At 66.5% G+C, this 16,701-nt stretch carries 10 protein-coding genes and 3 tRNA genes; 10 read left to right on the forward strand and 3 right to left on the reverse strand.

The features are described 5' to 3' along the window. Positions 1-20 precede the first annotated feature (20 nt). A complete protein-coding gene (locus tag ACLSSQ_RS11090; RefSeq protein ID WP_014237196.1) occupies positions 21-326 on the reverse strand; it encodes a helix-turn-helix domain-containing protein in 306 nt (101 codons plus the stop codon). Between the two features lie 273 nt (positions 327-599). Here ACLSSQ_RS11090 and ACLSSQ_RS11095 point away from each other — a divergent pair, with 273 nt between their 5' ends. The 6 genes from ACLSSQ_RS11095 to ACLSSQ_RS11120 all read left to right on the forward strand — a co-directional run bounded on the left by ACLSSQ_RS11095 (position 600) and on the right by ACLSSQ_RS11120 (position 5,594). Further along, complete coding sequence (locus ACLSSQ_RS11095) at positions 600-1,823, forward strand: aspartate kinase (protein ID WP_014237195.1); 1,224 nt, start codon at positions 600-602, stop codon at positions 1,821-1,823. A gap of 82 nt (positions 1,824-1,905) precedes the next feature. Next, a tRNA-Ser gene (locus ACLSSQ_RS11100) sits at positions 1,906-1,999 on the forward strand. 105 nt (positions 2,000-2,104) lie between these two features. Beyond that, positions 2,105-2,181, forward strand: a tRNA-Arg gene (locus ACLSSQ_RS11105). A gap of 150 nt (positions 2,182-2,331) precedes the next feature. Then, positions 2,332-2,408, forward strand: a tRNA-Arg gene (locus ACLSSQ_RS11110). Between the two features lie 352 nt (positions 2,409-2,760). Continuing rightward, positions 2,761-5,010, forward strand: a complete 2,250-nt coding sequence (locus tag ACLSSQ_RS11115) for a TonB-dependent receptor plug domain-containing protein (protein ID WP_014237194.1) — start codon at positions 2,761-2,763, stop codon at positions 5,008-5,010. Between the two features lie 299 nt (positions 5,011-5,309). Next, positions 5,310-5,594, forward strand: a complete 285-nt coding sequence (locus ACLSSQ_RS11120; protein ID WP_014237193.1) for an HU family DNA-binding protein — start codon at positions 5,310-5,312, stop codon at positions 5,592-5,594. 84 nt (positions 5,595-5,678) lie between these two features. On the opposite strand, the gene ACLSSQ_RS11125 is transcribed toward ACLSSQ_RS11120, so the two are convergent. After that, positions 5,679-8,900 carry a DUF748 domain-containing protein gene (locus ACLSSQ_RS11125; RefSeq protein WP_014237192.1) on the reverse strand — a complete coding sequence of 1,074 codons (3,222 nt, stop codon included), beginning with the start codon at positions 8,898-8,900 and terminating at the stop codon, positions 5,679-5,681. Positions 8,901-9,043: 143 nt separating this feature from the next. Here ACLSSQ_RS11125 and ACLSSQ_RS11130 point away from each other — a divergent pair, with 143 nt between their 5' ends. From ACLSSQ_RS11130 to ACLSSQ_RS11140, 3 genes are all read left to right on the forward strand, one after another. Further along, positions 9,044-9,832 carry a ferredoxin--NADP reductase gene (locus ACLSSQ_RS11130; RefSeq protein ID WP_014237191.1) on the forward strand — a complete coding sequence of 263 codons (789 nt, stop codon included), beginning with the start codon at positions 9,044-9,046 and terminating at the stop codon, positions 9,830-9,832. 67 nt (positions 9,833-9,899) lie between these two features. Beyond that, the gene (gene ald / locus ACLSSQ_RS11135) at positions 9,900-10,991 is read left to right on the forward strand and encodes an alanine dehydrogenase (protein WP_014237190.1); all 1,092 of its coding nucleotides are present in this window, start codon (positions 9,900-9,902) and stop codon (positions 10,989-10,991) included. 197 nt (positions 10,992-11,188) lie between these two features. Then, positions 11,189-14,173, forward strand: coding sequence for an ATP-binding protein (locus ACLSSQ_RS11140; RefSeq protein ID WP_014237189.1), 2,985 nt, complete (start codon positions 11,189-11,191; stop codon positions 14,171-14,173). A gap of 17 nt (positions 14,174-14,190) precedes the next feature. Here the strand turns inward: ACLSSQ_RS11140 and ACLSSQ_RS11145 are convergent, their stop codons facing one another. Further along, entirely contained in the window at positions 14,191-15,294 is a 1,104-nt protein-coding gene (locus tag ACLSSQ_RS11145; RefSeq protein WP_014237188.1) for a methyl-accepting chemotaxis protein, read from the reverse strand. Between the two features lie 326 nt (positions 15,295-15,620). Here ACLSSQ_RS11145 and ACLSSQ_RS11150 point away from each other — a divergent pair, with 326 nt between their 5' ends. Further along, on the forward strand, positions 15,621-16,568 hold the full coding sequence (locus ACLSSQ_RS11150; RefSeq protein ID WP_014237187.1) for an EAL domain-containing protein: 948 nt from the start codon (positions 15,621-15,623) through the stop codon (positions 16,566-16,568). Positions 16,569-16,701: the final 133 nt, after the last annotated feature.

A 16,701-nucleotide genomic window follows, 5' to 3' on the forward strand; every position in this document is an offset into this window, starting at 1 on the left:
CAGCAGGGTACCGATATGAATCAGGCGGCCTTCTTCTGCTTGGCCTTGGCGGCCTTCTTCAGGTTCTTCAGGGTTTCGGGTTCGAAAGCCTTCAGGTACTCGACCACTTCGATGTCCTCGCGCTTGATGCGCTGGATATCCACCTGCTCCACGTGCACCAGGCGCAGCAGTTCGCGCACGGGCTTGGGCATGTTGCGGCCGCTCTCGTAGCGGGAACCGCCGCTCTGGGTGACGCCGATCTTGGACCAGAATTGCTGCTGGTTCAGGCCCAGCTTGCGGCGGATTTCGCGGGGGTCGATCTTTTCAACCAGTTTGACATTGCTCATGGTGTGTTCCTCTCGAATATTGGGGTGTCAATCTGCTCTGGCAGAGCCGTTTCGGCGCCAAACTGCTTGCCGAAGGCCATGTTCTGGGACACCCAAAACATATCACCAAAGTCATAGTACGTAAGTATAGGCCATTCACATATATTTGCAAGTGGCATGAATCAAAAAATCACTAAGGGATTTCACTTAGTTGGCCTAACCGAACACCCTACTGTTAGGCACGCGGTTCAGATAGAATCACGGGTTTTCTTACTCCGCTCAATTGGATAACGAATGGCGCTGATAGTTCAGAAGTACGGCGGCACGTCGGTGGGCTCGACGGAGCGCATCAAGAATGTGGCCAAGCGCGTGGCCCGCTGGAAGGCAATGGGCCACGATGTGGTGGTGGTGCCCTCGGCCATGTCCGGCGAAACCAATCGCCTGATCGGCCTGGCCAAGGAAATCTCCGCCACCCCCTCCCCCCGGGAACTGGATGTGATCGCCTCCACCGGCGAACAGGTGACCATCGGCCTGCTGGCCATGGCCATCCAGGAAGAAGGCCTCAAGGCCAAGAGCTACACCGGCTCCCAGGTGCGCGTGCTGACCGACAGCACCTTCACCAAGGCCCGCATCCTGCAGATCGACGACGAGCGCATGCGCAAGGATCTGGCCGAAGGCAACGTGGTCGTGGTCGCCGGTTTCCAGGGCGCCGATGAAAACGGCAACATCACCACCCTGGGCCGCGGCGGCTCCGATACTTCCGCCGTCGCCCTGGCCGCCGCCCTCAAGGCCGACGAATGCCAGATCTATACCGACGTGGACGGCGTGTACACCACCGACCCCCGCGTCGTGCCGGAAGCCCGCAAGCTGGACACCATCACCTTCGAGGAAATGCTGGAAATGGCCAGCCTCGGCTCCAAGGTGCTGCAGATCCGCTCCGTCGAGTTCGCCGGCAAGTACAAGGTAAAACTGCGCGTCCTCTCCAGCTTCCAGGATGAAGGGGAAGGTACGCTGATCACTGTTGAGGATGACAAGAACATGGAACAACCGATCATTTCCGGCATCGCCTTCAATCGCGACGAAGCCAAGCTGACCGTGCTGGGCGTGCCTGACCGTCCCGGCATCGCCTACCAAATCCTCGGCCCCATCGCCGACGCCAACATCGACGTGGACATGATCATCCAGAACGTCGGCGTGGACGGCACCACCGACTTCTCCTTCACCGTCAATCGCAGCGAATACACCAAGGCCATGGCCGTGCTGGAGCAGGTCAAGCAGCACGTCGGTGCCCGCGAGATCGTCGGCGACAACAAGACCTGCAAGGTTTCCGCCGTCGGCGTCGGCATGCGCTCCCACCCGGGCGTGGCCAGCCAGATGTTCCGCACCCTGGCCGAGGAAGGCATCAACATCCAGATGATCTCCACCTCCGAGATCAAGATTTCCGTCGTCATCGACGAGAAGTATCTGGAACTGGCCGTGCGCATCCTGCACAAGACCTTCGGTCTGGACCAGGCGTAAACGGCGCCGCCCAGTTATTTGCAGCCCCGGCTGCAAAGTAGTTTGACCCGGGCCGGCTAACCCGTTAATATGCCGGCCTTCCGGAGACGTGGCCGAGAGGTCGAAGGCACTCCCCTGCTAAGGGAGCATACGGGCTAAAACTCGTATCGAGGGTTCGAATCCCTCCGTCTCCGCCAGCCTTTCCTGCAGTAAAAAAGGCTTGGCAAATGAAGCGTGTTTTTATACAATCTCGCTTCTTTGCGGAAAGTAGCAAAGAAAGTAGTAAAAAGTTGCAAGACAGCGCGCCCGTAGCTCAGCTGGATAGAGTACTTGGCTACGAACCAAGGGGTCGGGCGTTCGAATCGCTCCGGGCGCGCCATCAAGCATTCAGGCCAATCTTAGGATTGGCCTTTTGCTTTTTCAGGCCCCGTTTTTCCCTTCTCCCCCCCTTCCCGCCGAAGCTGAAAAAAATCGTCCGGAACCCCTGGCGTTTTTGTTCCGAATCCGTATAATGCGCACCTTCTGTTGCGCGCCCGTAGCTCAGCTGGATAGAGTACTTGGCTACGAACCAAGGGGTCGGGCGTTCGAATCGCTCCGGGCGCGCCATTCAGATAAGCAGGAAAGCCAAGGGTTCAGACGTCAGCGCGTCTGGGCCCTTTTGCTTTTCCGGGCGCCCCCGGCGCCACTTCTGCACCACCGGCGATGCAATCACCGCCCTGCCCGGCGAAGCGGGCTTCGCTGCCGCAGCCAAGCCGCCGACTGCGGCGATCACAGCCCCTCCCGCACCACCGCCGTCAGGCGAAATATTTCCTTACAAAGTGCTCCTGCAGGACGGCGCCAGGCTCCGTATACTTCGCCCGCCAGGTAGCCAGGATTTCCGCCATCCCAGCCCCCCAGCCCATAACAAGACTCGGCCGATGCATCGGCCTTCACTTTCCCCATCGAGAGTCCTGCCGCCATGGTGCTGTCACCTAACGCCCTGCCCTTGCCCCGCCTGCGCCCCCTCCTGCCGCTCCTGCTCGCCGCCCTGCCTCTGGCCGCCGCCGCAGCGGAAGCAGAGGCCCCCACAACCAAACCCGCCAGCAGCCAGAAGGATGGCCGCACCCTGGGGGAAATCGTGGTTTCCTCCACCCGCCTCGACGACACCGAGCAACGCCGTTTCGCCACGGCCGCCAAGATGGTTTTCGGCCGGGAGGAACTGGACCGCTACGGCGATTCGTCGGTGGGCGACGTCCTGAAGCGTCTGCCGGGCGTCACCATGTCCGGCACCCCGGGCCGGGGCGGTGACATCCGCATGCGGGGTCTGGGCAACGGCTACACCATGATCCTGCTCAACGGCGAGCCCGCGCCCCGGGGCTTTTCCCTGGACAGCATCCCGCCCGAACAGGTGGAGCGCATCGAGGTGATGCGGGCCCCGGTGGCGGAGCACAGCGCCCGGGCCATCGCCGGCACCATCAACATCGTCCTGCGGGAGGACTTCGCCCGCAAGCAGAACGACTTCCGTCCCAGCCTCAACCTGGAGAACGGCCGCCTGCAGCCCTCCGTCTCCCTGCAGCGCAGCGACACCATCGGCAACTTCGGCTACAACCTCAATGCCAACCTGATGCACCGGGACCAGGACAGCGAAGTGGCCACCACCACCAGCGCCCGCAACCTGGCCACCGGCATCCCCATCCTGCAGCGCCTGGAGGAAAACCGCAGCCATACCGTGGCCGACGGACTGCACCTCTCCTCCCGCCTCAACTGGAAGCTGGACGGCGGCGACAGCCTGAGCCTCAATCCCTTCCTGGCCCAGAACCAGAGCGCCACCACCGGCAACACCCAACTCACCCAGAGCGTCGGCGCGGCCCCCTATGCCAATGCCAGTTGGCGCACCGAGAACGAGAGCACCATGCTGCGCCTCATGGGCAACTGGAAGCATCGCCTGGACGGCGGCAGCAAGCTCGACATCCGCTTCAACGGCGGCCTGGCCAACAGCGACAGCACCACCGACCGGCGCGAATACGATGCCGGCGGCGCCGTGGCCCACACCCACTGGAACAGCACCAGCATCCGCGACAGCAGCTTCAGCACCGCCGGCAAGCTCTCCCATCCCCTCAACCGGGAGCACAACCTGGCCTTCGGCTGGGAACTGGAACGGGGCCAGCGCAAGGAGAGCGCCACCACCGTGCAGGATGGCGCCCTGCAACTGGCCCAGTTCGGCAGTGACCTGCAGGCCAGCACCAGCCGCCTGGCGGCCTTCGGCCAGGACGAGTGGGAAGTCTCGCCCCTGTGGTCCCTCTACGGCGGCCTGCGCTGGGAAACCATCCGCACCCGCAGCGAGTGGGCCGCCGGCTCCGCCAGCAACGACAGCAGTGTGGCCAGCCCCCTCTTCCACAGCGTCTGGCGTTTCACCGAGGAGAGCAAGGACCAGATCCGCCTGGGCCTGACCCGCAGCTACAAGACGCCGACCCTGAACCAGCTGGTGCCCCGGCCCAGTCTCTCCAGCACCTATCCCACCAGCGGCGCCAACACGGTGGACAAGGCGGACAGCGCCGGCAACCCCAACCTCAAGCCGGAACTGGCTTGGGGCCTGGACCTGGCCTTCGAGCATTATCTGGCGGAAGGCGGCATCCTCAGCGCCAGCCTGTTCCAGCGCAACATCGACAACCTCATCCGCAACGTCACCTCTCTGCAGAGCGTCAGCTGGTCGCCGGTGCAGCGCTGGGTCACCACGCCCCAGAACATCGGCAGCGCCACCACCCGGGGCATCGAGCTGGAAGCCAAGTTCCGCCTGCCGGAACTGCTGGCCGAGGCCCCGCCCGTGGACATCCGGGCCAACCTCAGCCGCTTCTGGTCCGAGGTGGAGGGCATCGCCGGCCCCAACAACCGGCTCGACCAGCAACCCACCTACAGTGCCAACCTGGGGGCCGACTACCGCCTGCGCAGCCTGCCCCTCACCATCGGCGGCAACCTCAACTGGACCCCCGCCTACACCGTGCAGCAGAGCAACACCCAGACCTACACCCAGCAGCTGAAGCGGGTTTACGACGTCTATGCCCTGTGGCAGGTGCAGCCGGACACCCGCATCCGCTTTTCCGCCGCCAACCTGCTGCAGGCGGATTACGACACCGGCGCCACCTACCTGACCGGCAGCACGGAGCAGTCGGTGCAGAGCAGCACCCGCACCTACCGCATCTTCTCGGCCCGGCTGGAGATCAAGTTCTGACGCGGCCCGCAGCCCGGCGATCGACCTAAGTCATTGATCGTATTGGCCAAGCGGGAAACCCCCGGACTACCGGCAAGGGCCGGGGTCCGCTTCCCGCCGCCGGCACGGTGCCTCCGCCCCCGTTTTTTTGCACCAGATCGGGGCAGGAAAAATCCATCCCGCAGTCATCCCAATCCGGGGGAAAGCCCCATCCCTGCTGAATTTCCAGCAAATCAGGCTAGGCAGCTTCGTCCCGTTATGCCAGAATCCCTGCCGAGCGCGGAATCCCGCGTCACCTTCGAAACCAAGGAGATTTCTGAATGAACAAGAGCGATCTGATTGACGCTATGGCGGCTGGTGCCGACCTGAGCAAAGCTGCTGCCGGCCGTGCCCTGGACGCAGCCATCGAAGCCATCACCAAGGCCGTCGCCACCGGCGACAGCGTGACCCTGGTCGGTTTCGGTTCCTTCAAGGCCGTCAAGCGCGCTGCCCGTACCGGCAAGAACCCCAAGACCGGTGCCACCATCCAGATCCCGGCTTCCACCAGCCCCAAGTTCTCCGCCGGCGCCGCCTTCAAGGCTGCCGTCGCTCCCAAGAAGAAGTAATCCTTCTTCTCCGGAAAGAAAAGGCCGCCCAAGGGCGGCCTTTTTGTTTGACCGGGGCCGGCAGCGACGGCCCCTGGCCAGCCCCTACTGCAGGCTGAAGTCCACGCGCCCGCCCACCGGCGCCCCCTTGGGTGCTTCGCCGCCCACCTTGGGCGACAGCAGGAACAGGCGCTCGGCCGCGATACCACCCTTCTCCACCAGCCAGGTCTGCACCGCCGTGCCGCGACGCTGGGCCAGCTGGCGCATCTCCTCTTCTTCGGCGGGAATGTTGGCGAGCATCAGGGCTTCCATCTCCGCCACCGGCAGGCTCTTGGTGAGGCCGATGAAATTGCGCGGCTTCTTGAAGGACTCCTCCTTGTAGGCCTTCTCCAGGTAGCGCGGATATTCCTCGGCGCTCACCGTGACCGCGGCGATGCTGCCGGAGGCCTTGCCGCCCTTGGCCTGCTCGGCCAGCTTCTGGGCCCGCACCTTGCGCTCCAGGATGGCGCGCTTGAGGCCTTCCTGCTCCGCCGCCGGATCGGCCGTGCCGGTGATTTCCAGTTCCAGGGCCGGACGTTCGCGCAGGGCCTTGGCAATGGTCTCCAGGCGCTTTTCCACCTCCGGGGTGATGCGTGCATGGCCGGCATCGAAAGCCACGTAGGAGAGTTCCTCGCCGCCGCCGAAGAGGGAGGACAGCAGGGTGAAGGGCGAAGTCACCGCCTTGGTCAGCAGGTTGAGGATCATCTTGCCGACGATGCCGCCGATGGAGAACTGGGGATCGTTGAGGGAGCCCTGCACCGGCAGGTTGAGATCGATCTCGCCCCGGGAGTTTTTCAGCAGCGCCACCACCAGGCCGATGGGAATGCCCAGGGCGTTGGGGCTCTCCACCTTGTCGCCGAAGGTCAGCTGGTCGATGAAGATCTTGTTCTGGGCCTGCAGCTCGCCCTTCTCCACCTTGTACTGCACATCCACCGAGAGCTTGCCCTTCTCGATGGTGTAGCCCAGGTAACGGCCCGAATAGGGCGTGAAGGAGGACATCTCGATGCCCCGGGCTTTGGCCTGCACATCCAGGGCGATTGGCGAGCCCAGGGGATCGATCTTGCCGGAGATATCCAGGGGCGCGGTGCGGTCCACCTTGCCCCGGATCAGCAGCTCCGCCGGCTTGCCCGCCGCCAGGGTGCCGATGCGGCCCGACAGGTCGGTCAGGTTGGCGCTGTAGTTGGGCTTGATGAAACGGTCGGTGAAGTTGATGTTGCCACCGGCCAGCACCACCTTGCCGATGCGGATCTGGGGTGCCGGCCCGGCGGGCTTGGCCGGGGCAGCGACGGGGGCAGGAGCTGCAGCCGGCGTCGCCGGCACTGCGGCGGCGGAAGCGGCAGGCGCAGCGGCGGCGGGCTTGGCGCCTTCGTCCTGGCGCACGATGTCCTGCAGGTTGAGGCGGCCTTCGGGCGACAGGATGGCCCGGGCGTAGAAGCTGGTGATGGCGATCTCGCTCACGGCAAAGCGGGGCGGCACGCTGCCGGCCTCGACCCCGGTCAGGCGCAGACTGCGCCAGCGCAACAGGTCGGTGGCGTTGAGCTTGTCCAGCACGTTGAAGTCGGTGAGATTGACGTCGCCGTCGAAGGCCACGCCGGGAGCGGCTCCAGCGGCCCCAGCCGCCACCTTCAGCTTGCCCTTCACCGTCAGGTCGCCCTTGGTCAGCAGGGCGTTCAGCTGCTCCGCCGCCAGCCCCTGCAAGGCCACCAGATTGACCTGTTCCAGATCCAGCTGCAGATCGGCAGCCAGGGGGGCGAGGGCGGCCGCCCCCTCCACCTTGAAGCGTCCCTGTTCGTTGATGCGAGCCTCGATGCCGATCTGGCTGCGACTGCCGGCGGCGGAGGAAAGACCGGCCACATGGAGGTCCAGGCCGTCCACGCTGAGGGGCGGCACCTTCTCCAGATTGTCGTCCGTGTAGCGCAGCTTGCCGCCGCCGACCCGCACCTGGGCCACCTGCCAGCCCCAGGGCGCCGGCACCTTGGCTGCCCCTGCCGTACCACCCACCTTGGCCGGGGCCTTGGCAGGTGCTGCCTTGGTCGGGGCCGCCGGCGTGGGTGCCAGGGCGGCCAGGGACTGCAGCAGATCCACCTCGCCGCCCTTGAGGCGACGTACCCCGGCCTGGGGATTTTCCAGGGTGATGCCGGCCACCTTGGCCTGACGGCTGACCAGATTGACCGACACCCCATCCAGCGTCAGGGCGGAAAAACCGAGGAAGGGCTGCTTCTCGCCGTCCCGGGAGAAGGCCAGATCCCGCACTGCCAGCTTCAGGTCCACGCCCTTGGCGTCATCCAGGGTAGCCCGCTGGATGCCCAGCTGGATGGCTCCCACCTGCAGCCCCACCTTGTTGCCCTTGGCGGCGACACCCTTGATGCCCAGGTCGCCGCTGAGGCCGACGCTGGGGGCCTGGCCCTCGGCCTGGCTGAAGGTCACCGCCAGATCGCCTTCCAACTTGGCGGCCGTGACGGTCAGGGGAATGTTGGCGGGAATGTAGGCATCCACCCCGGCCAGGTCGAAGTCCCGGATTTCCACATCCACCACTGCATCCTTGCCCGGGGCGAAGGGACGCAGCTTGCCGCCGAGGGACAGGGGCGCACCATTGAGCTTGGCGGCGAAATGGGGTTCGACGAAGGATTCCACGGTGCCCGGCGTGTTGGCCAGGAAGGGAATGCCCAGGGCCAGGTCGGTGATGTGGTGGCTGACCTTCACCGGCCGGTCGTCAAAGTCGATGCGGCCGCCCTCGACGGCGATGTTGGCCACGGAGAATTTCGGCGGCGGCCCCTCGGAGGGCTTTTCCGTCCATTTCTCGATCAGGTCCGAGATGTTGTAGCGGTTGCCCTCCTCCCGCACCAGGTGCACATAGGGCCCCACCAGCTTGACTTCGCTCACCACCGGGATGCCCCGGGCCAGGCTCATGGAGGAGACATTCACGTGCAGGCTGTCGAAGCCCAGCAGGCGCTGTTCCGCCGGCACGCTGGCATCGGCGCCGCGCTGCCCCACGGCAAAGCCGCTGATGGTGGCCGACAGGGTGTAGGGGGAAACCTGGATGCGCTCGATGCGCACCGGCCGCTCGAATTCCTCGGCCAGCAGGGATTCCAGCTTGGCCTTGGCAAAGCCCGGCAGCCAGAAATAGCCGAGGAGGCCGAACAGCACCAGGAAGATGCCCAGACCCCAGGCTCCCTGGCGCACCCGCCGGTGGCGGGCGAAGGCTTGCAGGCGGGGTTGCAGGTGTTGCAGGCCGGCCTGGAGCCGGGTGGAGAGATCGTTGTTCTGTCGGGGTGCGGAGGCAGTCATGGCAATGCTCTTTTCTTATGGTGTAACGCCAGTTTATTACGACGAATGGGAAATCCGGTACGACCTTGGTCACATCCGGGAACTGCCCGGCCAAATTCCCGACTAATTTACTAGGACATAAACCAGCTCAAGGGAGGCCGTCCATGGACGCCGGCGACAAGTATTCGGTGGAACGCATCACCTGGTTCAAACGCTGGACGGACAAGCTCTTCTCCTTCCGTCTGACCCGTCAGCCGTCCTTCCGTTTCGTCCCCGGCCAGTTCGTGCGCCTTGGCCTGCCCCTCACCACGGCCCCCGACAGCCCCCTGGCCTGGCGCCCCTACTCCATGGTTTCCGCCGCCTACGACGAGCATCTGGAGTTCTATTCCATCGCCGTGCCCGACGGCGAATTCACCTCCCGCCTGGCCCGCCTCGGGGTCGGCGACCGGGTGGCGGTGGACCGCCAGGCCTGGGGCCACCTCACCACGGATCGCTTCCAGGGCGGCCGGGACCTGTGGCTGCTGGCCACCGGCACCGGCCTGGCGCCCTTCCTCTCCATCCTCAACGACCCGGCGGTGTGGCAGCAGTACCAGCACATCGCCCTGGTGCACAGCGTGCGCGATGGCGCCGAACTGACCTACCGGGACTGGCTCGCCGCCCTGCCCGGCCACCCCCTGGTGGGAGAACTGGCCGACCGCCTGCGCTACCAGCCGGTGGTAACCCGGGATGGGGCTGCCCCGCCCGGCACCCTGAGCCGGCGCATCCCGGCCCTGCTGGCCGACGGCAGCCTGGAAGCGGCCCTCGGCCTGGAGATCGACCCGGCCCACAGCCGCCTCATGGTGTGCGGCAATCCGGCCATGGTGGAAGACACCCGCCTGGCCCTGGAGGCCAAGGACTGCCGCCTCTCCAAGCGGGGCCAGCCGGGTCAGGTGGCCCTGGAAAATTCCTTCTAGGCGGTCATGCCGTCGTCACGGCGGCTATGGCACACTGAACGGCAGCCCTTTGCCCAAGGAGACTTCCATGCAGGTCGGCGTACCCAAGGAAATCAAGGTCCACGAATACCGGGTCGGCCTGGTGCCGGCCACCGTCCGCGAACTCACCGCCCGGGGCCATCAGGTGCTGGTGGAACAGGGGGCCGGCCAGGGTGTCGGCTACGACGACGGCGCCTATGCCGCCGCCGGTGCCACCATCGTGCCCGATGCGGCTTCTGCCTGGCGTGCCGATCTGGTGGTCAAGGTGAAGGAGCCCCAGCCGGCCGAATTCCCCTACCTGCGCCCGGAACTGACCCTCTTCACCTACCTGCACCTGGCCCCGGACCCGCGCCAGGCCCAGGCCCTGGTGGATTCCGGCTGCACCGCCCTGGCCTACGAGACGGTCACCGACGCCGTCGGCGGCCTGCCCCTGCTGGCGCCCATGTCGGCGGTGGCCGGGCGCATGGCGGTACAGGTCGGCGCCCACTGGCTGGAAAAGGCCCAGGGCGGCCGCGGCGTGCTGCTCGGCGGCGTGCCCGGGGTACCGGCGGCCCACGTGGTGGTGCTCGGTGCCGGCGTCGTCGGCAGCCACGCCACCCGCGTCGCCGTGGGCCTGGGGGCCGAAGTGACGGTGCTCGACCTGTCCCTGTCCAAGCTGGAGGCCCTGGACCGGGAGTACCCGGGCCGGGTGCGCACCGTCGCCGCCACCCGGGAGACCATCGAAGCCTACGCTGTCCGCGCCGACCTCCTGGTGGGCGCCGTGCTGGTGCCCGGCGCCGCCGCGCCGCGTCTGGTGGACCGGGACCTGGTCGGCAAGATGAAGGCCGGCAGCGTCATCGTGGACGTAGCCATCGACCAGGGCGGCTGCGTCGAGACTTCTCGCCCCACCACCCATGCGGACCCCACCTACGTCGTGGACGGGGTCATCCACTACGGCGTCGCCAACATGCCCGGCGCCGTGCCCCGCACCTCGGCCCAGGCCCTCAACAACGCCACCCGGCCCTTCGTCCTGGCCCTGGCCGACAAGGGCTGGCGGCAGGCCACGGCGGACGATCCCCACCTGGCCGCCGGCCTCAACGTCAACGCCGGCCGCATCGTGCACGGGGCGGTGGCCGCCGCCCTGCAGGGCAATCCGGGTTGAGCCCGGCCCTCACCAAGGGGCTATGACCCTGGTCATAGCCCCGGGGAACTAGCCCTTGATCCGCCCCTCGAAAAGGAGAAAGTCAAACCCATCAACTCCGGTGCGATGCAAGCCATCCGAACCGGCGGATCACTCCCCGAGCTGTAGAGTGCGGCGGCGCCCCCGGCCCCGCATACCGGGCCCCTGGAGGTAGCGGCATGAGCAGTCCAACCGAGGCAGGCAACGCCACATCCCGGACGCCCCGGGAGCACTCCTTTGCCCCCCCTGATTTCCAGGCCCTCTTCGAATGCATCCCCACCCCCTGCCTGGCCCTGGACCCGGAACTGCGGGTCATCGCCGTCAGCAGCGCCTATACCGAGGCCACCTTGACCCGGCGGGAGGACATGCTGGGGCGGGACATGTTCGACATCTTCCCGGACAACCCGGACGATCCCGCCGCCGACGGCGTGCACAACCTGCGGGCCTCCCTGGAACGGGTGCTGCAGACCGGGCAGCCCGACCTGATGCCGGTGCAGAAATACGATATCCGGCGCCCGCCGGAACAGGGCGGCGGCTTCGAGGTGCGTTACTGGACGCCCATCAACACCCCGGTGCTCGATGCCGAGGGACGGCTGCGCTACATCATCCACAAGGCCGAGGACGTCACCGAGTTCGTCATGCTGCGGGAACAGAAGCTGGAGCAGAGCCGCATCACCGACTCCCTCCGGCAGCAGGCGGAAAAGATGGAGGCGGACATCTACGCCCGCTCCAAGACCATCGCCGAAAACAACCTGCGCCTGCACCAGGCCAACGCCGAGCTGGCCCGGCTCTACGAGAAGACCCGGGAACTGGATGAACTGAAGACCCAGTTCTTCGCCAACATCAGCCACGAACTGCGCACCCCCCTGACCCTGATCCTGGGCCCCGTCGGCAAGCACCTGGCCGACCCGGACCTGGCGCCCGCCCTGCGGCGGGACCTGGAGGTGGTGGAACGCAACGCCCGCATGCTCTACCGGCACGTCAACGACCTGCTGGACGTGGCCAAGCTGGAAGCCGGGCGCATGGTCATGCACTACACGGAGGGCGACCTGGCGCACCTGACACGGGTCATCGCCTCCCACTTCGATTCCCTGGCCGAAGGCCGCCGCGTCCGCTACGTCGTGACCACGCCGCCGGACCTGACGGCCCAGGTGGATGCGGAAAAGTACCAACGCATCCTGCTCAACCTTCTTTCCAACGCCTTCAAATTCGCCGGCGACGGCGGCGCCATCCAGTTGCGCCTGACGGCGGCCGGCGGGCAGGCCCGGATCGAGGTGGAGGACAACGGCCCGGGCATTCCCGAAGCCATGCGGGAGCAGGTATTCGAGCCCTTCCGCCAGGTGGAGGGCGGCAGCAGCCGCCACCACGGCGGCACCGGCCTGGGCCTGGCCATCGTGCGGGAACTGGCCCAGCTCCATGGTGGCAGCGTCCGTATCGATGCCGCCCCCTCCAGCGGCGCCCTGTTCACCCTGGAACTGCCCCTGCTGGCGCCTCCCGGCACCCAGTTGCAGGCCCAGGGCGAAGCCCTTCCCGGCGACCTCAGCCGCCAGGCCCTGGAAGAACTGCAGCCTCCCCCGGCACTACCGGAACACCGCCAGGGCCGGGCAGATGCGGCCCTGCCCCTGGTACTGGTGGTGGAAGACAACCCGGACATGAACGCCTTCATCTGCGAGGCCCTAGGCCGGCACTACCGCGTCGCCTCCGCCCGGGACGGTCAGGAAGGCCTGGAAATGGCCTGTCGCCAGACACCGGACCTGATCGTCAGCGACGTCATGATGCCCCGCCTCAGCGGCGACCGCATGGTCCAGGCCCTGCGCCAGGAGCCGGCCCTGGCCGGGGTGCCGGTGGTGATCCTGACCGCCAAGGCCGACGAGGACCTGCGCATCCGCCTGTTGCAGGACAGCGTGCAGGACTTCCTCAACAAACCCTTCTCGGTGGAGGAATTGCTGGCCCGGGTGAGCAGCCTCCTCACCGAACGGCTGCAGGCGGCGGACCTGCTGCGGCAGAGCGAAAAGCGCTTCCGCGCCACCTTTTCCCAGGCCGCCGTGGGCATGGCCCATGTGGCGCCGGATGGGCGCTGGCTGCTGGTGAACCAGCGCCTCTGCGACATTATCGGCTACCCCCGGGAAGAACTGCTGGGCCGCACCTTCCAGGAAATCACCCACCCGGACGACCTCTACAGCGACCTGGAACAGATGCATCGGCTGCTGGCCGGCGAGATCGACAGCTATGCCATGGAAAAGCGCTACCGTCACCGGGACGGCCACCTGGTGTGGATCAATCTCACCGTCTCCCTGGTGCGGGCGGCGGACGGCAGCCCGGAGTACTTCATCGCCGCCGTGGAGGACATCCAGCGGCGCAAGGAGGCGGAAGGGGAAATCCACCGTCTCAACGCCGACCTGGAGCGACGGGTGGAAGAGCGCACCGCCGAGCTGCGGGCCGCCAACCGGGAACTGGACAGCTTTGCCCACGCCGTTTCCCACGACCTGCGGGCGCCCCTGCGGGCCATCACCGGCTTCAGCCGGGCCATCATCGAGGACCACGGCACCGCCCTGCCGGCGGAGGCCCGGGAGTTCCTCGACCACATCATCGCCTCGGGCCAGCAGATGGGCGCCCTGATCGAGGGTCTGCTGACCCTCTCCCGCAGCAGCCGGGAAGAACTGCGGCGGGACGACATCGACCTCTCCGCCCTGGCCCGGCGCATCCTGGAGGAACTGGCGCGCAGCGAGCCCGGGCACCGGGTGGCCTGGCAGGTGGAAGACGGCCTGGTCGCCCGGGGCGACATCCGCATGATCGGGGTGGTGCTGCGCAACCTGCTGGGCAACGCCTGGAAATACACGGCCCGCACTGCGGCACCCCTGATCCGGGTGCATGCCCGGCGCCAGGAAAAGCAGATCCAGTTCTGTATCGCGGACAACGGCGCCGGCTTCGACATGGCCCAGGTGGGCAAGCTGTTCCAGCCTTTCCAGCGGCTGCACCGGCAGGACGAATTCCCCGGCATCGGCATCGGCCTGGCCACGGTGCAGCGGGTGGTGCATCGCCACGGCGGCAGCATCGAGGCCCGGGGCGAAGCCGGCCACGGCGCCAGCTTCTGCTTCACCCTGCCCCTGCCGGAAAACGAGCCGGCCCCGCCAGCCCCGTCGACTCCAGCGGCCCCCGGCTAAGGCGCCGGCACGGCGGCTCAGCGGCCGGAGAGGGCGTGGCCCAGCATGGGGCCCATGCCCGCCATCACGGTCTGGTTGGCCTCTTCCATGGCCGCCAGGGCCTGCAGGGATTCCTCGGTGCGGCCGGCGTAGTGCAGCTCCAGGGCCTGGCGTGCCCGCTGGTGCACCGCCCGGTGGGGCGATTCCAGGGCGCTGTAGCCGGGCAGGCGGGCAAAACGGGCCTTCACTTCCGCATCGTAGTACCAGCGTCCCAGACGGCACTCGGTCTCGTCCGGCACCTGCTCCGGGCGCAGGCCGGAGATGCCGAGAAAGACCTTGTACACCTCCAGCTTGAGGCTCAGTTCCTCCAGATTGGCCAGTTCCACATTGGCCAGCAGGGCGGCGCCGTCCACACTGGCCTCCATGGCGGCGGAGAGGCCCTGCAGGGCTTCCATGCTGCGCATGGCCGCCTCGCTGTCGGCGGCGAAGCGGGCCGCATTGCCCGCGCCGGCCTGCATGGCGTCATGGGCGGCGCCGGTTTCCGTCTGGATGGTGGTGACCAGGGTGCCAATATCCACCGTGGCCCGGGTGGTGCGCTCCGCCAGCTTGCGCACCTCGTCGGCCACCACGGCGAAGCCCCGGCCTGCCTCGCCGGCCCGGGCCGCCTCGATGGCAGCGTTGAGGGCCAGCAGGTTGGTCTGGTCGGCGATCTCCTTGATCAGCTGAACGATGCCGCCGATCTCCCCGGCCCGCCGGGCCAGGTCTTCCACCCGCCGGGAGGAGTGGCCCAGGTGCTCCACCAGGGAAGTGAGGTTGCTGGCGATGCGGGCGAAGGATTCCCGGTTGTGCAGGGCCTGGCCGGCAGCTTCGGCGGCGGAGAGCTTGTCCTGGTTGAGGTGGCCGGCGAGGCCGACGAAGGACTGGCTGACCCCGGCCAGGGAGGCGCCGAAGGCATCCAGGCTGCCGAACACCCGGCCCAGGCTCTGGCGTTCCTGCTCCAGGTTTTCCGCCTGCTGCCGCCACTGTCCGGCCTCGGCCTCAAGGCGTTGGATTTCTGCCCGGGCCTGCTCGTCCCGGGCCGCCCACTGCCGCACTTCCTGCTCCAATTGCGCCAGCCGCCGCTGCTTTTTGCCCCACAACATGATGCTCTCCTGAGAATATCCGACAAAATTTGTCGGGATTTAATAGTTGAGCATTTTACTCGGCTATACCCCCGTGCATTTGATCCAGGCTAAAAACGGCTCCGCCCATTTATTATTCCTATAAAGAATAAACAAAAGACTATTAAGTCTTTTTAACGCTTAAGCAGATGACCTAAAGTTCGGCCATCCGCTCCCAACCCAGGAGAACACCATGACCCGCCGGAACGCCTGCCCTCCTTGTCGAATGTGCCCGACACCATCCGCCAGACCCAGCTTCCGCCCATGGCGCAGTTCATCAAGCACATCACCAGATTCCGGAGAACACCATGCCCCTGACCGATCTCGTCCATTACCTGAACGACCGTAACCGCAGCCAGTACGGCCCCCACCTGAGCCCCGGCGACTCCCTCAGCCTCGCCCACAACCGGGTCACCGGCCGCTTTGCCGGCCTCACCCTGGACAGCGCCTTCCAGCCCATCACCGACGCCCGCAGCGGCCAGGTTTCCGGCCACGAAGCCCTGCTCCGCGCCACCGCTGCCGACGGCAGCCCCCTCGCCCCCGAAGCCGTCTTCGTTTTGCCCACGGACGGGGAGGAAATCGTTTTCCTCGACCGCCTGGCCCGCACCGTGCACGCCCTCAACTACCTGCTGCAGACCAAAAGCAGCGGCGGCGACCTCTACCTGAACATCCATCCGCGGCACCTGCTGGCCATTTCCGGCGACCACGGCCTGGTCTTCGAAGCCATCCTCAAACGCCTGGGCCTGACCCCGGAGCGGGTGGTGCTGGAAATCCTGGAAAGCGCCATCGACGACTCCGGTCGCATCAAGGAGGCGGTGGCCAATTACCGTTCCCGGGGCTACCGCATCGCCATCGACGACTTCGGCCGCCACCATTCCAACTTCGACCGCCTGTGGCAACTGGAGCCGGACGTGGTCAAGCTGGACCGCAGCCTCATCGTCGAGGCCGGCACCAATCCCAAGGCCCGGCGCGTGCTGCCCCGCCTGGTGGAAATCGTGCACGACCTGGAGGCCCGGGTGGTCTTCGAGGGCATCGAGACGGCGGACCAGCTGGCCATCGCCATCGACGCCGGCGCCGACCAGCTGCAGGGCTACTACCTGGCCCGCCCGGCCCGGGAATGCCTGCCCGCCCGCCATGCCCTGCTCGACACCGGCATCGCCACGCCCTTCCCGGCCGCCGCTGGCAGCCCCCCTGCAGCTCCCGGCCCCCACGCGGGCTTCGACCCGTTGCCGGAACATCAGCGGCAGGCCGCCTGAACGCCGCCCCTCGAGTGTCGGCTTGTCCAATATATAGCCAAACGAACTATTTAAATCTTAATTCATTATTTTTCGGTTATTAGCCAGCTTTCCTATAGTGGCACCGTCCATTCACGAATCGAGCCAGGAGCTT

Origin of the sequence: Azospira sp. APE16 (assembly GCF_047901315.1) — a bacterium.
In the GTDB taxonomy this organism is placed as follows: domain Bacteria; phylum Pseudomonadota; class Gammaproteobacteria; order Burkholderiales; family Rhodocyclaceae; genus Azospira; species Azospira oryzae.

Excerpts from the sequence above, each read along its gene's own strand:
- ACLSSQ_RS11090 (WP_014237196.1), bottom strand. The coding sequence starts at position 326 with ATGAGCAATGTCAAACTGGTTGAAAAGATCGACCCCCGCGAAATCCGC.
- ACLSSQ_RS11095 (WP_014237195.1), top strand. The coding sequence starts at position 600 with ATGGCGCTGATAGTTCAGAAGTACGGCGGCACGTCGGTGGGCTCGACG.
- ACLSSQ_RS11115 (WP_014237194.1), top strand. The coding sequence starts at position 2,761 with ATGGTGCTGTCACCTAACGCCCTGCCCTTGCCCCGCCTGCGCCCCCTC.
- ACLSSQ_RS11120 (WP_014237193.1), top strand. The coding sequence starts at position 5,310 with ATGAACAAGAGCGATCTGATTGACGCTATGGCGGCTGGTGCCGACCTG.
- ACLSSQ_RS11125 (WP_014237192.1), bottom strand. The coding sequence starts at position 8,900 with ATGACTGCCTCCGCACCCCGACAGAACAACGATCTCTCCACCCGGCTC.
- ACLSSQ_RS11130 (WP_014237191.1), top strand. The coding sequence starts at position 9,044 with ATGGACGCCGGCGACAAGTATTCGGTGGAACGCATCACCTGGTTCAAA.
- ald (WP_014237190.1), top strand. The coding sequence starts at position 9,900 with ATGCAGGTCGGCGTACCCAAGGAAATCAAGGTCCACGAATACCGGGTC.
- ACLSSQ_RS11140 (WP_014237189.1), top strand. The coding sequence starts at position 11,189 with ATGAGCAGTCCAACCGAGGCAGGCAACGCCACATCCCGGACGCCCCGG.
- ACLSSQ_RS11145 (WP_014237188.1), bottom strand. The coding sequence starts at position 15,294 with ATGTTGTGGGGCAAAAAGCAGCGGCGGCTGGCGCAATTGGAGCAGGAA.
- ACLSSQ_RS11150 (WP_014237187.1), top strand. The coding sequence starts at position 15,621 with ATGCCCCTGACCGATCTCGTCCATTACCTGAACGACCGTAACCGCAGC.